13 protein-coding genes are annotated in these 13,326 nt (G+C 66.2%); 4 read left to right on the top strand and 9 right to left on the bottom strand.

What is annotated here, in order from left to right; all coding sequences use genetic code 11:
* Positions 1–10 precede the first annotated feature (10 nt).
* A complete protein-coding gene (locus tag AB0N24_RS06105; protein ID WP_364121836.1) occupies positions 11–865 on the top strand; it encodes a matrixin family metalloprotease in 855 nt (284 codons plus the stop codon).
* A gap of 52 nt (positions 866–917) precedes the next feature.
* Here AB0N24_RS06105 and AB0N24_RS06100 read toward each other — a convergent pair whose 3' ends face one another.
* From AB0N24_RS06100 to AB0N24_RS06085, 4 genes are all read right to left on the bottom strand, one after another.
* The gene (locus AB0N24_RS06100; protein ID WP_364121833.1) at positions 918–2,048 is read right to left on the bottom strand and encodes a Rossmann fold nucleotide-binding protein; all 1,131 of its coding nucleotides are present in this window, start codon (positions 2,046–2,048) and stop codon (positions 918–920) included.
* A gap of 107 nt (positions 2,049–2,155) precedes the next feature.
* Positions 2,156–2,929 carry an SDR family NAD(P)-dependent oxidoreductase gene (locus AB0N24_RS06095; protein WP_364121830.1) on the bottom strand — a complete coding sequence of 258 codons (774 nt, stop codon included), beginning with the start codon at positions 2,927–2,929 and terminating at the stop codon, positions 2,156–2,158.
* A gap of 27 nt (positions 2,930–2,956) precedes the next feature.
* Positions 2,957–4,327, bottom strand: a complete 1,371-nt coding sequence (locus AB0N24_RS06090; protein ID WP_364121827.1) for an MFS transporter — start codon at positions 4,325–4,327, stop codon at positions 2,957–2,959.
* A 209-nt stretch (positions 4,328–4,536) separates the two neighbouring features.
* Positions 4,537–5,244 carry a FadR/GntR family transcriptional regulator gene (locus AB0N24_RS06085; RefSeq protein ID WP_364121824.1) on the bottom strand — a complete coding sequence of 236 codons (708 nt, stop codon included), beginning with the start codon at positions 5,242–5,244 and terminating at the stop codon, positions 4,537–4,539.
* Between the two features lie 209 nt (positions 5,245–5,453).
* Here AB0N24_RS06085 and AB0N24_RS06080 point away from each other — a divergent pair, with 209 nt between their 5' ends.
* The 3 genes from AB0N24_RS06080 (at position 5,454) to iolB (ending at position 8,152) form a co-directional block, all read left to right on the top strand.
* Positions 5,454–6,266, top strand: a complete 813-nt coding sequence (locus AB0N24_RS06080; RefSeq protein ID WP_364121822.1) for a gamma-glutamyl-gamma-aminobutyrate hydrolase family protein — start codon at positions 5,454–5,456, stop codon at positions 6,264–6,266.
* Between the two features lie 191 nt (positions 6,267–6,457).
* The gene (locus tag AB0N24_RS06075; protein ID WP_364121819.1) at positions 6,458–7,198 is read left to right on the top strand and encodes a GntR family transcriptional regulator; all 741 of its coding nucleotides are present in this window, start codon (positions 6,458–6,460) and stop codon (positions 7,196–7,198) included.
* 54 nt (positions 7,199–7,252) lie between these two features.
* On the top strand, positions 7,253–8,152 hold the full coding sequence (gene iolB / locus AB0N24_RS06070; protein WP_364121817.1) for a 5-deoxy-glucuronate isomerase: 900 nt from the start codon (positions 7,253–7,255) through the stop codon (positions 8,150–8,152).
* Positions 8,153–8,230: 78 nt separating this feature from the next.
* Here iolB and AB0N24_RS06065 read toward each other — a convergent pair whose 3' ends face one another.
* From AB0N24_RS06065 to AB0N24_RS06045, 5 genes are all read right to left on the bottom strand, one after another.
* Positions 8,231–9,265: a Gfo/Idh/MocA family oxidoreductase gene (locus AB0N24_RS06065; RefSeq protein ID WP_364121814.1), complete on the bottom strand. Its 1,035-nt coding sequence runs from the start codon at positions 9,263–9,265 to the stop codon at positions 8,231–8,233.
* Positions 9,262–10,047: a TIM barrel protein gene (locus AB0N24_RS06060; protein ID WP_364121811.1), complete on the bottom strand. Its 786-nt coding sequence runs from the start codon at positions 10,045–10,047 to the stop codon at positions 9,262–9,264. The genes AB0N24_RS06065 and AB0N24_RS06060 overlap by 4 nt, the downstream gene beginning before the upstream one ends.
* The gene (locus AB0N24_RS06055) at positions 10,047–11,162 is read right to left on the bottom strand and encodes a Gfo/Idh/MocA family oxidoreductase (RefSeq protein WP_364121808.1); all 1,116 of its coding nucleotides are present in this window, start codon (positions 11,160–11,162) and stop codon (positions 10,047–10,049) included. The genes AB0N24_RS06060 and AB0N24_RS06055 overlap by 1 nt, the downstream gene beginning before the upstream one ends.
* A gap of 109 nt (positions 11,163–11,271) precedes the next feature.
* The gene (locus tag AB0N24_RS06050; RefSeq protein WP_364121805.1) at positions 11,272–12,189 is read right to left on the bottom strand and encodes an ATP-binding cassette domain-containing protein; all 918 of its coding nucleotides are present in this window, start codon (positions 12,187–12,189) and stop codon (positions 11,272–11,274) included.
* Positions 12,190–12,202: 13 nt separating this feature from the next.
* A complete protein-coding gene (locus tag AB0N24_RS06045; RefSeq protein ID WP_364121803.1) occupies positions 12,203–13,270 on the bottom strand; it encodes an ABC transporter permease in 1,068 nt (355 codons plus the stop codon).
* Positions 13,271–13,326 lie beyond the last annotated feature (56 nt).

Genomic DNA, 13,326 nt, shown 5'->3' with positions numbered 1-13,326 from the left:
CCGGATGGGCATGACCGCCCGGATTCTGCGCAACGTGGCCCTCACTGCCCTGATAGCGGTGACGGCGTTTACGGCTGCCGGACTCTTCTACGGCGATCCGCGTTTCGTGGGGCTCTTCGAGTTCCGGAACAGCACGGTCCCCAACGGACAGGCCGCGGACCAGCAGCCGGGAACAGCTGCGGAAACTGTTAGGTCCGATGCGCCTCCCCCGGGACTGGAGGAAGAGGACTCCCCGCTGGGAACAGCGGACGAGCCACCCGTCCCCAGCGATTCCTACAAGTTCCTGGCGATGAACGACGACGGCACTCCCGTGGGCTATTCGCCGTGCCGCCCGCTGCATTACGTGGTCAATGCCGGGCTGGCTCCGGCCGGCACGGAAGGCTTGGTGGAGGAAGCCGTCGGCACCATAGCCCGGGCCACCGGGATCCGCTTCATCAACGACGGACCGTCCACCGAAGCGCCTTCCGAGGACCGCGATCCCTACCAGCCTGAAACTTACGGCGAGCGGTGGGCGCCGCTCCTCATCTCGTGGACCACTCCTGAGGCCTCCCCCAAGCTCAAGGGGCAGGTGATCGGCACCGGCGGGAGCACACACTACAGTTTTGACGGCGGCCCGAAGACCTTCGTCACCGGCAGCCTGGACCTCGACGCACCGCAGATTGCCGGCGAACTCGAGCGGCCCGAAGGCTCCGCCTACGCCACCGCCGTGATCCTGCACGAACTGTCCCATGTGATGGGGCTGGAGCACGTCGATGACCCGTTGCAGCTGATGTACCCGGAAATCGGCACCCCGGACGGCCTCGCCGCCGGCGATCTTAACGGCCTGTACCAGCTGGGCCAGGCGGACTGCCGCAAGGACCTTTAGCCGGCCGCTGCCAACGGGACCCTGCTAACGGGACACTGCTAACGGGACACTGCTAACGGGACACTGCGTCGAGGGCTTCCTCCACGGTTTCCACCAGGAAGATCCTGTCCGCCATGGACTTGCCCGCCGCAAGGCTCTGCAGCAAGGGCCACGCCGGATACCGCCGCTTCCAGTGCTCGCTGCCGACGAGCACCATGGGCCTGATGGTTTCGGAGGCTCCGTAGTAGTTCTCGCACGCGTCCTGGAAGATTTCCTGCAGGGTGCCGGCGGACCCGGGCAGGAAGATCACACCGCCGTCGCAAAGCTCCAGCAGGATCGCTTCCCGGATGGCGTTGGCGAAGTACTTGGCGATGTGGGTGGCGAAATAGTTGGGCGGCTCGTGGCCGTAGAACCAGGTGGGAATCCCCAGCGACGGCGTCCCGCCCGGATGGCGTTCTACGACGGCGGCGGCCGTCCGGGCCCACGCGGACACCGAGGGACGGAAGCCCGGAACGGCTGCCAGCTGGGTCAACGCAGCGTGGAAGTCCGCTTCCGGCAGTTCGCTGAGGTACGCGCCCATGTTGGCGGCCTCCATGGCCCCCGGCCCGCCGCCGGTGGCCACCACCCGGCCGCTCCTGGCGAGGAGCCGTCCGGCGACGGCGGCCTCGATGAAGGCAGGCGTTCCGCGCCTCGCGGTGTGGCCGCCCATCACCCCCACCATCGAGCGGCCGCCCAGCTCGGAACGCGTCAGTTCATCGAGGGCGTCGCCGATCGAATGGTCATGCAGCGCCGCGGCGAGCGTGGCATCCAGCCGGTGGCGCTGGCCGGGCCGGATGCTCCAGTGGTAGATCCGGGCGTCCAGCGTCGCCTCGTAGGGCGCCCCGGGCGGACCGGAGTAGAGCTCCTGCGGTGAGTAGAGCTGCCCGCGATAGGGATTGAAGGGGACGGACTCCAGTCTGGGGAAGATCAGCGCCCCGCGGTCCCGCAGCGACTCCTCCACGCCGTCGTCGAAGGTGCAGCCAAGGAAGATCGCACCCTGCGCGTCCATGCCCTGCAGCGACGCGGTGCGGCCGCGCAGGTCCAGCGATTGGGCATGCCAGCCATGCATGGTGCGGACGCCCGCTTTCACCAGCCGGTCGAAGCTGTCCAGGCTTTCAACCTCAAGGGTTCTGGGGCTGGGGCTCAGGCTGCCGGCGGCGTTCATGCAGTCAGCCTAGTCCGCAGCGGGCAGAGCAGAAGCGCCCCGGCGGAAATCCGCGGGGCGCTTCTGCGGCAACGTTCAGGCGTTCACGTGCGGGGGGCCGCCGCGGATCAGGAAACCTGGAGCCCGCCGTTGATGTCGTACGTGGCGGCAGTGATGTAGCCGGAGTCCTTGCCGAGCAGGAAGGAGATCAGGGCCGCGACTTCCTCGCGGGTGCCAACGCGTCCCATCATGATGCCCTCGGACATCTGGGCCTTGCGCTCCTCGCTCAGGGTGCCGCCCATGATGTCGGTGTCGATGGGGCCGGGTGCGATCGCGTTGACGGTAACCCCGAACTCCCCCACCTCGCGGGCAAGGGCGCGGGTGAAGCCGATGATTCCGGCCTTCGACGCGCTGTAGGCCACCTTGGAGTACGTGCCGCCGCCGCGCTGGGCGGAAATCGACGAGATGCTCACGATGCGTCCGAGCTTGCGCTCGATCATTCCCTTGAGCACGCGCTGGGACACGATGAAGGTTCCGCGCATGTTGATGGCGAAAACCTTGTCCCACTCCTCCACGGTGGTTTCCATGAACGTCGTGGGCGAGCTGATGCCCGCAAGGTTCGCGAGGGCCACGATGGGCGGCAGGGATTCTTCGATCTCGCTGATCGCCCGGTCCACGGAGGCGGCATCGGAAACGTCGGCGCCAACACCGATCGCCTTCACGGCGCGGTTGGAGCCGATCTCGGCAGCTGCGGCCTTGGCGTCCTCGGCGTTGATGTCCAGGATCGCGATCGACCAGCCGTCGCTGGCCATCCGGTCAGCGGCTGCGCGGCCAATGCCGCGGGCGGACGCCGCTCCGGTCAGTACTACGGTGCGTTCTGCGGGAAATGAAGTGGTTGTCATGAGGTTTCTTTCGTCGGTAACTAGGTGTCAGGAGACTTTGGTGGTGTTCACTGCGGCTGCGGCGGCGACTGCGGGATCGAGGGCCGCGTCGCCTTCAGGGCGCTTCCGTGCGTAAAGGTAGGTAGCCACGGCCGTGACGCACAGGCAGAAGGACAGGAACATCAGTCCGCTCTGGTTGTTGCCCGTGGCGTCCTTGAGCAGGCCAACTGCGTAGGGGGCCACGAAACCGCCGAGGTTGCCCAACGAGTTGACCAGGGCCAGGCCGGATGCAGCTGCAGCTCCGGTGAGCGCGGCGGACGGCATAGACAGGAACGGGGCGATTGCGCCGTAGATCCCCATGGCCGAGGCGGTCAGGGCGATCAGGGCCAGGACGGGATTGACCGGGAGCAGGAAACCGGCTGCCAGCAGGCCCATGCCCGCCAGCACCATGCTGACGGCGGTGTGCCAGGCGCGCTTGCCCGTCCGGTCCGCCCGCTTGCTCCAGAAGTACACAAAGACCGCGGCGATGGCATAGGGAATGAGGACAATGAAGCCCACTTCCGCGGTGGAGAACTTGCCCAGTGCTGCAACGATGGTGGGCATCCAGAGTCCGAGGCCGTAGATGCCGCAGACCAGGCCGAAGTACAGGGCAGAGTAGACCAGCGTGCGCTTGTCCTTCAGGCCAGCCAGGAAGTTGTGGTTTCCACCCTTGGACTTGGCGGCCAGTTCGGCATCCATGGTGGTGGCGAGCCATTCGCGCTCGTCGTTGTTGAGCCACTTGGCGTCCCGCGGGCGGTCGGTCATCAGGATCGGGGTCAGCATGCCCAGCAGGATGGCGGGGATGCCTTCGATGATGTAAAGCCACTGCCAGCCGTGCAGGCCCATGATGCCGTCCAACTGCAGCAGCAGTCCGGACACCGGGGCGCCCAGGGCGTTGGACACGGGCTGGGCAAGGATGAAGATGCCCAGGACCGTGACTCGCTGCGCGGCGGGGAACCAGAGCGTGAGGTAGAAGAGGATCGCGGGGAAGAACCCGGCCTCGGCCGCACCCAGCAGGAAGCGGATGATGTAGTACGTGCTTTCACCGTTGACCATGGCCATGGCCGTGGCGAAGATGCCCCAGGTGATGAGGATCCGCGCGAGCCATTTGCGGGCCCCGAACCGGTACATGCCGGCGTTGCTCGGAACCTCCAGGAGCGCGTAGCCGAGGAAGAAAATGCCGGCGCCCAGGCCATAGGCGGCGGCGCTGAGGCCGATGTCCTCGCTCATGGTGAGCTTGGCGAATCCCACGTTGTTGCGGTCAAGGTAGGCAACAAAGTAGAGCAGGACAATCAGCGGCATGACGCGGCGGCGAACCTTGCGAAGTGTGCGTTCGCCGAGCTCGCCGAGTCCTGCGGACTGCATGGAGAGTGAAGTCATCGTCGACCTTCTATCTGACGGATGCGGCGCCTGAACAGCAGCTGGATCCGATGGGGGATGTTGAGGGGATTCCGTCGATTAGTAACTAAGTCTGATGTCTGACATCTGACGGAAGAACATGAGAAAGATCATAGGAGCGTGATCCGGGTTACGTCAAGCCTTGCGTGTTTCGGCGGGCGCCCGATTGGTCGGCTCCGCAGCGGGAAACGTCAGGGCTGGGGGTGGTGGACGTAGCGCTCGTAGTCGCGGTACGTCTGGTCCATGTGTTCGTCCATGGTCCGCCGGGACACTTCGGCGTCGCCGCTGAGGATGCCATCCAGCACCTTCTGGTGGTACTCGATGGCGTGCAGCTGGATTTCCGGCACGGCGGAGGTCTCCCGCCGCGTCATATAGAGCAGCTGTCCCAGTTGCGCGAACAGCGCCCGGACAAAGGGATTGCCCGAGGCCTTCAGCACGGCGTCATGGAACGCGATGTCGGCCTCGACAAAGCGGTCCAGGTCCCCGGCCTCGTGGAAGCGTTTCATGTCCGCGATGCACTCACGCATTTGCTCGGCATGCTCGGGAGTGTGCCGCTTGGCGGCAAGGGCGGCGGCGCCGGTTTCCACCATGCGCCGCATCTCGATGAGCCCCACGGAGACCTGGTCCGCGCCGTTACCGTGCGACGCGGCCTTGAAGATCGCGTCCAGCCCGGTCCAGTTGTCCGAGGGATTGACGAACGTTCCGCGCCCAGCCTTGACGTAAAGGATGTTCTGCGCCCTCAGCGCCTTAAGGGCTTCCCGCACGGTGAGCCTGCTGACCTCGTAGGCCTTGGCGATGTCGGCTTCGGGCGGGATGGCATCGTGCGGCTTCAGCTTGCCGTCGAGGATGTCTTCGAGCAGGCCGTCGACGAGGTCGTCAACGAGTGTCCTGCGGCCCATCCTGGCTCCTGCCTTCGGTCTTGCCCTCTGCTGCTGGCGCTTTCCACATTACTGTCGAATGCCGTCCGGATCAGCATCATGGCCCCAACCGGAGACATACTTGTCCGGCTTTGCCAGGGCAGCCTCTATGTTCGCGGAGTGGCCGGGCGGAGCGGAGTGGCCGGGCGGCGGTGGAAGCCTAAGCGCTTCAGGCTGTTGCAGAATGAATCATGCGCACTCCGCCCCTGCCCTCGCCCGGCCGCCCCCGGATCGGAATTCCGGTCCGCCTCAGCAGCTCCCTGGACCCGGACCCGCGGGTGGGGGAAGCCAACGAGCTGTTCGATTTCATCGTGGACCTGGTCCACGACGGCGGCGGGGAGCCGGTACTGCTTAAGGCGGACTCCGGGGACGGCCGGCTGGCCGAAACGCTCAGGGGGCTCGACGGCGTCGTACTCCCCGGCGGGGGCGACCTTGACCCGCGACTTTACGGCGAGGAGCAGGGCGACGCGTGCTACGACGTGAACCTCGCGCAGGACACACTGGACCTGGCCGTTGCCCGCGGGACTATCGATCAGGGCCTGCCGCTGCTGGGGATCTGCCGCGGACACCAGCTCCTCAATGTCCTTTATGGCGGCACGCTCGTCCAGGACATGGCTGTCAGCGCCGTGACACACCACGAGCCCGCGGCCACTGCTGGCGCAGGCCCGAACGGTCCCGACGGCGCCACCGGCGGCCCCTGGGCATGGCACGACGTAGACGTTGCCCCGGGCTCCAAGGTGGCGGGACTGTACGGCCCGCCGGGCAGGAGGGAAGCCCTCACGGTCAAGATAGCCTCCGGCCATCACCAGGCAGTGGCCAGGGTCGCGGACGGGCTGGTGGTGACGGCGGTTGCCGGCGACGGCACCGTGGAAGCGCTCGAGGACCCGGACCGCTGGGTGGCGTCCGTTCAGTGGCATCCCGAAGCACGGGAGCTCCCGGCGGAGGAACGCGTCCGCCCGTTCCGTGCGTTTGTGGAGGCCTGCCGCACGCGTCAGCGGGCCTAGCTGGCAGGCTAGGCCGCTGGTGGGTGAACGCCGCAAACATCGGAAGGCCCCCGGTTGCCGGTCCTTGGCACCCCCCAAATCAGCCTGCTATTATCGTCAAAAAGGCAGTATGTCCTATCAAGAGAACATACGCTGACATACGCGGGTTCTCCGGCACAATAGGAACCCCGCGGAGCACAAGGGAGCGCTCAGTGGCGAATCAACTTAATCTCAGCATCGACCGCTCTTCACCGGTGCCCCTCTACCACCAGGTGGTCCAGGGCATCGAGTCCGCCATCCACACCGGACTACTCCCCCCGGGCAGCCGGCTCGACAACGAAATCGACCTTGCCGCCCAGCTGAACCTGTCCCGCCCCACCATGCGCAAGGCCATGGACGAGCTGGTGCGTTCCGGCCTCCTGGTACGCAAGCGCGGCGTGGGAACGCAGGTGGTCTCCAGCCAGGTCCGGAGGCCGCTGGAACTCTCCAGCCTCTTCGACGACCTCACGAACAACGGGAGCAAGCCCACCACCGACGTGCTCAGCTTCTCCCATATCGAGGCCGACGCACCGACGCGTGAAGCGCTCCAGCTTCCCGCCGGCGCAAAGGTCTACCACTTCACCAGGCTGCGCAAGGTGGGCGGCAAGCCGCTGGCGCTGATGGAAAACTGGGTCCGCGACGACATCACCCCCATCGACGAAGCCCAGCTCGGCGCCCAGGGCCTGTACGCGATCCTGCGCAACGGCGGAGTGAACTTCCGGCTGGCCTCGCAGCGCATCGGAGCCATGGTGGCCAACGACTACCAGGCGCCCCTGCTGGACACGCCGCCCGGTTCGGCGCTGGTGACCATGGAACGCACCGCGGTGGATGACACCGGCCGCATGGTGGAAACCGGGCACCACGTCTACCGCGGCGACTCCTACAGCTTTGAAATGACCCTCGTCCAGCGCTAGGCGCCAGCGCCAGGCGCTGCAGGCAGCACGCACGTAAACGAAAAGAGTAAATCTATGGCCAACTGGGTATATCCGCTGGGTTCCGCTGCCGACGGCAGCTGGGACGTCTCGCTGGGAACTTCGGACTCCGCCCTGGCGGTGGACGGCTGGGCCCACACCGGGCTCAAGGTCGCGACCCTTGCGGCCGGTGCCGCCGTCGAACTTCCCGCCGCCGGTGAGGAACGCATTGTGGTTCCGCTCAACGGGTCCTTCACCGCCACGGTCGACGGCGAGGATTTCCGGCTCGCCGGCCGGGCCAGCGTGTTCAACGGCCCCAGCGACGTGCTCTACACGGGCACCGGGAGGACCGTCACGATCAGTTCGGCCGACGGCGGCAGGGTGGCGGTCGCAACGGCTCCCGCGAACACTGCCTACCCGACCCGGCTCGTGACGGCCGCCGAGACTCCAGTGGAGCTGCGGGGCGCCGGCAACTGCTCCCGGCAGGTGCACAACTTCGGCACCCCCGCAGCGCTGGAAGCGGACCGCTTCATCGTCTGCGAAGTCATCACCCCGGCCGGCAACTGGTCCTCCTATCCCCCGCACAAGCACGACGAGGAAAAGGACGGCGAAACCAGCCTCGAGGAGATCTACTACTTCGAGACCCGGGTGGCACCGGGCGGTCCGGCCGCACCCGGCCCGCAGGGGGACGCCATCGGCTACCAGCGGGTGTACGCCTCGGACGAGCGGCCCATAGACGTCTCGGCGGAGGTCCGCACGGGCGACGTGGTCCTGGTTCCCTACGGCTGGCACGGCCCGGCGATGGCTGCCCCGGGTTACGACCTGTACTACCTCAACGTCATGGCTGGCCCCGGCCCGGTCCGCGACTGGCTCATCAGCGATGACCCGCACCACGGCTGGATCCGCCAGACCTGGGAAGGCCAGGACGTGGACCCGCGGCTCCCGTTCGGAGCCTAGGCGTCAAAGACAACTGATGCCCCTCACCGCATGCGGTGAGGGGCATCAGCGATGTTCGACGGCGGTTCCGGGCCGGGTCTAGCGGGCCACTTTCTGGGCCACGCGGACCGGGACTCCCGTTGCCAGCGATTCCTGGGCAGCATCGGCCACCCGGGATGCAGCCACAGCGTCTTCGGGGGTGCACGGGTTCTCCCGCCGGCCCAGGATCAGTTCCACGAAGGCTTCCATCTCGGAGCGGTACGCCTGGTCGAACCGTTCGGCGAACGTCTTGTGCGGCTCCCCCGCCGGGAAGCCGACGCCGGCTTCGGCCGAGGCCACCGCCGTCTTGTCGTCCAGCCCCACTATCAGCGAACGGCGTGAACCCTGGATTTCCAGGCGGACGTCGTGTCCGGCTCCGTTGTACCGGGTGGCTGAGACGGTTCCGACCGTCCCGTCGTCGAACGTCACCAGTGCCAGGGCCGTGTCCACGTCGCCCACTTCCCCGATGGCCGGGTCGCCGTTGTTGGAACCCTTGGCGTAGACCTCGACTATTTCCCGGCCGGTCAGCCAGCGAAGGATGTCGAAATCGTGCACGGAGCAGTCCCGAAAGAGTCCGCCGGAGGTGGCCAGGAACTCCACGGGCGGAGGCGTCATATCGCACGTGACGGCGCGCAGCGAATGGATCCAGCCCAGCTCCCCGGCCTGGTAGGCACGGCGGGCTTCCAGGTAGCCGGTGTCAAAGCGGCGCTGATGGCCGATCTGCACCACGCCCTTGTTGTCGCGGATGTAATCCAGCACGGGCAATGCATCCGCCACGTTCATGGCAACCGGCTTCTCGCAGAAGACCGGGATCCCGGCATCCACTCCGGCCCGGATCAGCTCAGGGTGGGTTCCCGTCCCCGTGGCAATGACCAGGCCGTCGATACCGGAAGCCAGGAGGGCCTGCACGGAGGGAAGGAACCCGGCGCCGAGCCCGGCCGCGACTGTCCGGGCGTGGTCTGCGGCCACGTCCGTGAGCCGGAGCCTGACGTTGATGCCCTCCGGATTGAGGACCCCGTTCAGTGCGGCGATGTTGTTGGCGTGCATCACGCCGATCCGCCCCACTCCGACCAGGCCCAGAATGACGTCCTTCATGATTTCTCCTCCGCATAAACAGTGAACGCTGCCCGGAAGGCATCCAGCGCCGCGGCGCTGTCGCCCTTGGCCCAGGCTTCCATGCCCACGGTGCCCTCGTAGCCTGCGTCGGCGAGCGCCCTCGCGACAGCCGCATAGTTGATTTCCCCGGTCCCGGGTTCGCAGCGGCCGGGGACGTCCGCCACCTGGATCTCGCCGATATAGGGCAGGGCCGACCGCACGAGCTCAATGAGGTTGCCCTCCCCCAGTTGCGCATGGTACAGATCCAGCATCAGTTTCGCGTTGGGGTGCCCGGCGGCTTCCACCAGCGCCAGCGTGTCCTTCGCGCGCGCCAACGGTATCCCCGGATGGTCCAGCACCGTGTTGAGGTTCTCGAGGCAGAACGTCACGCCGTGTTGCTCACCAAGCCTTCCGAGGCGTTCCAGGGTCCGGGCACCGGTGCTCCACATGCGGCCGGTGGAACGGTAGAGGGGCCGCGCGGCATGGCCGTCGATGAGTTCCGCCGGGTGCACCACCATGCGGCTGACACCCAGTTCGAGCGCGGCCGGGATCAGCGACTCGGCTGTTTTCACCACGTCACCGGCTGTTTCCGGGTCCACCAGGCTGCCTGAGGTGTACCCGGTCATGGAGGAAAACACCGCACCGGTGGCCTTGAGCGCACTGATGTCCTTCGTGCGCGAATCCCACAGCTCCACGTCGAAGCCGGACTCGTGGATGCGACGCACGCGCTCCACAAAAGGCAGGTCGGTGAAGACCATTTCGGCGCAAACTGCCAGCCGCATCAGACTCCGGCCTTGTTGCTGATCCCGGATGCTGCTGCGAGCCCGGCCACGGCCACCGGAGCGCCTTGCTTGACCGACTCGATGCAGGCCAGCGCCATGGCCAGTGCGCGCCTGGCGTCGGCGGCACCCGGCGTAAGGGTGACATCGGACGACGACGGCGGCATGCCGTCACGCTGTGAACGCACCGCAGCCGCGAAATCGGCCAGTTCATCCGTGTACGCCTGCCGGAAAAGTTCAACGTTGAGCCTCGGCGTGGCGGCGGACATTCCCTCGGACGTGTAGCGCCGCGCGGCTGTTTCCGTGGCACGGCCGGCCTGCACCATACCCTTCGAACCGAAAACCTCGCCGCGGATGTCGTAGCCATAGAGCGCGCTGAAATTCGCCTCCGCCACGGCCACGGCACCGTTGCTGTAGCGGATGGTCACCACCGCCGTGTCCAGGAACCCCTGGTCACGCAGGCCGGGCTCCACGAGGGCGTCCGCAATGGCGTAGACCTCCACCGGCTCGGCACCTTCGTTGAACCAGTTGAGGGTGTCGAAGTCGTGGATCAGGGTCTCCAGGAAAATGGTCCACGCCGGGACCCTGGCGGCATTCGGGATACTTCCGTTGCCCGGGTCGCGGGTCAGCGAACGCAGGAGTTGCGGCGTGCCGGCCACACCGGCGGCAAGGTCCTTCTTGGCGGCCCGGAAATCTTCGGCGTACCGCCGGTTGAAGCCGACCTGGAAGTGCACGCCCGCTGCTTCCACCGCGGCCAGGGCCGCATCGAGCTCGTCGAGCCCCTGTCCGGCGGGCTTCTCGCAGAAAACGTGCTTCCCTGCGGCAGCCGCCTGCGCGATGAGGGAAGAGTGGAAGCGCGCCGGGCTCGCGATGATCACCGCGTCGACGTCGGGATCCGCCAGGATGTCCTCGGCGTTGGCCGTCACTTTGGCTGTGCCCAGGGACCGGGCCAGTGCCTCAGCCGATTCAACGTTGGGATCGGCGATGGCCGCAAGGACGGCACCCGGAACGCGGCGGGCGATGCTTTCCGCATGGAACGCCCCCATCCAGCCGGAGCCGATGAGCCCGATCCGCACGGGAGCCGGGGCTCCGGAGGAGGTTTGGGTGATGTAGGCCAATGTTCTGGTCCTTTCGATTATTCAAAGATGCTTGGGCCCGGCAGTTGCCAGGACGTGGCACGGCTGAAACGGGACTAGGCATCGGCCCGGCCCCGTCCTTCCGCAGCTGCTACGTGTACGCCTTGCCCGTGGTTTGGGCGACGTCGGCAACTTCGCTCTTGACTTCCTTCACGACGTCACCGTGGCCGCCGAGCTGTTCGAGTTCGTGGGCCAGCTCGGCCAGTTCCGCGCCGCCGGCCATCTGGGCGGTGAGCTCGTCGAGCGTGATGTCCTTCTTGTCGTAGTAGCCGATCGATTTGCCACGCTTGAGCAGCAGGAACCGGTCACCTACGGGGAAGGCATGGTGCGGGTTGTGCGTAATGAAGATGACCCCGAGGCCGCGGTCGCGGGCCTGCAGGATGTAGCGGAGCACCACACCGGACTGCTTCACGCCTAGGGCCGCTGTGGGCTCGTCGAGGATCAGGACCTTCGCGCCGAAGTACACGGCGCGGGCGATCGCGACACACTGGCGCTCACCGCCGGAGAGCTGGCCGATCGGCTGCTCCACGTCGCGCAGGTCGATGCCCATCTCGGCGAGTTCCTTGAGCGTGATGTCCTTCATCTTCTCGACATCCATGCTCTTGAACGGGCCAAAGCCGCTGGTCAGTTCCGATCCGAGGAAGAAGTTACGCCAGATCGGCATCAACGGCACCACTGCGAGGTCCTGGTAGACGGTGGCGATCCCGACGTCCAGGGCGTCACGGGGCGAGGTGAACTTCCGTTCCTCGCCCATGACGTTCAGGACCCCGGCGTCGTGCTGGTGCAGGCCTGCGATGATCTTGATCAGGGTGGACTTCCCGGCACCGTTGTCGCCCAGGACGCAGGTTACCCGACCGTTGTCCACCGCCATGGTCACATCGCTGAGTGCGATGATGTTGCCGTAGTGCTTGCCGACCCCGTCGAGGGAAAGCAGGTGCACCGGGGTGTGCGTGAGGGGGTCCTTCTCATTCTGGAGCAGCGTCTGCTGGTCAATGTCGTTGGCATTCATTTCTCCGGCCCCTTTACTTCAGTTCCGCGCGGCGCTTGACGATGAGGTTGACGATGGTGGCCAGCAGCAGCATCAGGCCCAGAAAGAACTTGAACCAGTCCGGGTTCCACTGCGCATACACGATGCCCTTGTTGGCCATACCGAAGATGAACGCGCCGATCGCGCCGCCCACCGCTGAGCCGTAACCGCCGGTGAGCAGGCAGCCGCCGATGACCGCGGCGATGATGTAGAGGAATTCATTGCCCACACCCTCACCGGACTGCACGGCATCGAAAGCGAACAGGTTGTGCATGCCCAGGATCCAGCCGCAGAAGCCGACTGCCATGAACAGGCCGATCTTGGTCTTGGTCACCGGAACACCCACGGCACGGGCAGCGTTGGCGTCCCCGCCAACGGCGAAGATCCAGTTGCCAACCTTCGTGCGGAGAAGCACCCACGATGCAACGGCTACGAGGATGATCCAAAAGAACACCGTAATCTTGACCTCGACACCGCCGAGGCTGATGGACGAGGCGAACACCGCGTGGGCGGAATCGAAGCCGTCGAGCTTGGAGATGGACGGCGAGGACACGCTGCCGCCGATGAGGCGCGTCAGGGCGAGGTTGAGGCCCGTCAGCATCAGGAATGTCGCCAACGTGACGATGAAGCTGGGAAGTTTCGTCTTGACGAGGATCCAGCCGTTAATGAAACCAATGCTGAGCGAAACGACCAGCGCCAGCACTACACCGACCCACGCGTTCAGCGAGAAGTTCCAGCTGAACAGGGAGGCGGTCAGTGCGGACGAGATCACGGCCACACCGGTGGAGAGGTCAAACTCGCCGCCGATCATCAGCAGCGACACCCCCACAGCCATGATCCCGATCGTCGAGGAACCGTACAGGATGGTCGCCAGGGCATTGGGCTGGGTAAAGGTCGAGGAGACCAGCGCGAAGAAGACGAAAAGGACCACTGCCCCAACGAGCGCACCCACTTCGGGGCGGCCCAGGAGCTTCTGGAACGGGCTTCGTTGCCCTATACGTTCGTCAGCACGTGGCCGGGGGGCCGAAGCCGGCGCCGGCGGCAGGGTTGCTGTGTTTGCCATAGGAAGAACTCCTTGTTGGTCAGGCCGCGCGGCGGTCACCCGTCGCGCGGCCAGAA

Origin of the sequence: Arthrobacter sp. NPDC093128, from assembly GCF_040683875.1 — a bacterium.
In the GTDB taxonomy this organism is placed as follows: Bacteria; Actinomycetota; Actinomycetes; order Actinomycetales; family Micrococcaceae; genus Arthrobacter.
The sequence above is the reverse complement of the archived record's forward strand: the minus strand, read 5'-3'. Positions and strand labels throughout refer to the sequence as shown.

Coding starts and splice junctions, on each gene's coding strand:
- AB0N24_RS06105 (WP_364121836.1), top strand. CDS start 11: ATGACCGCCCGGATTCTGCGCAACGTGGCCCTCACTGCCCTGATAGCG.
- AB0N24_RS06100 (WP_364121833.1), bottom strand. CDS start 2,048: ATGAACGCCGCCGGCAGCCTGAGCCCCAGCCCCAGAACCCTTGAGGTT.
- AB0N24_RS06095 (WP_364121830.1), bottom strand. CDS start 2,929: ATGACAACCACTTCATTTCCCGCAGAACGCACCGTAGTACTGACCGGA.
- AB0N24_RS06090 (WP_364121827.1), bottom strand. CDS start 4,327: ATGACTTCACTCTCCATGCAGTCCGCAGGACTCGGCGAGCTCGGCGAA.
- AB0N24_RS06085 (WP_364121824.1), bottom strand. CDS start 5,244: ATGGGCCGCAGGACACTCGTTGACGACCTCGTCGACGGCCTGCTCGAA.
- AB0N24_RS06080 (WP_364121822.1), top strand. CDS start 5,454: ATGCGCACTCCGCCCCTGCCCTCGCCCGGCCGCCCCCGGATCGGAATT.
- iolB (WP_364121817.1), top strand. CDS start 7,253: ATGGCCAACTGGGTATATCCGCTGGGTTCCGCTGCCGACGGCAGCTGG.
- AB0N24_RS06065 (WP_364121814.1), bottom strand. CDS start 9,265: ATGAAGGACGTCATTCTGGGCCTGGTCGGAGTGGGGCGGATCGGCGTG.
- AB0N24_RS06060 (WP_364121811.1), bottom strand. CDS start 10,047: ATGCGGCTGGCAGTTTGCGCCGAAATGGTCTTCACCGACCTGCCTTTT.
- AB0N24_RS06050 (WP_364121805.1), bottom strand. CDS start 12,189: ATGAATGCCAACGACATTGACCAGCAGACGCTGCTCCAGAATGAGAAG.
- AB0N24_RS06045 (WP_364121803.1), bottom strand. CDS start 13,270: ATGGCAAACACAGCAACCCTGCCGCCGGCGCCGGCTTCGGCCCCCCGG.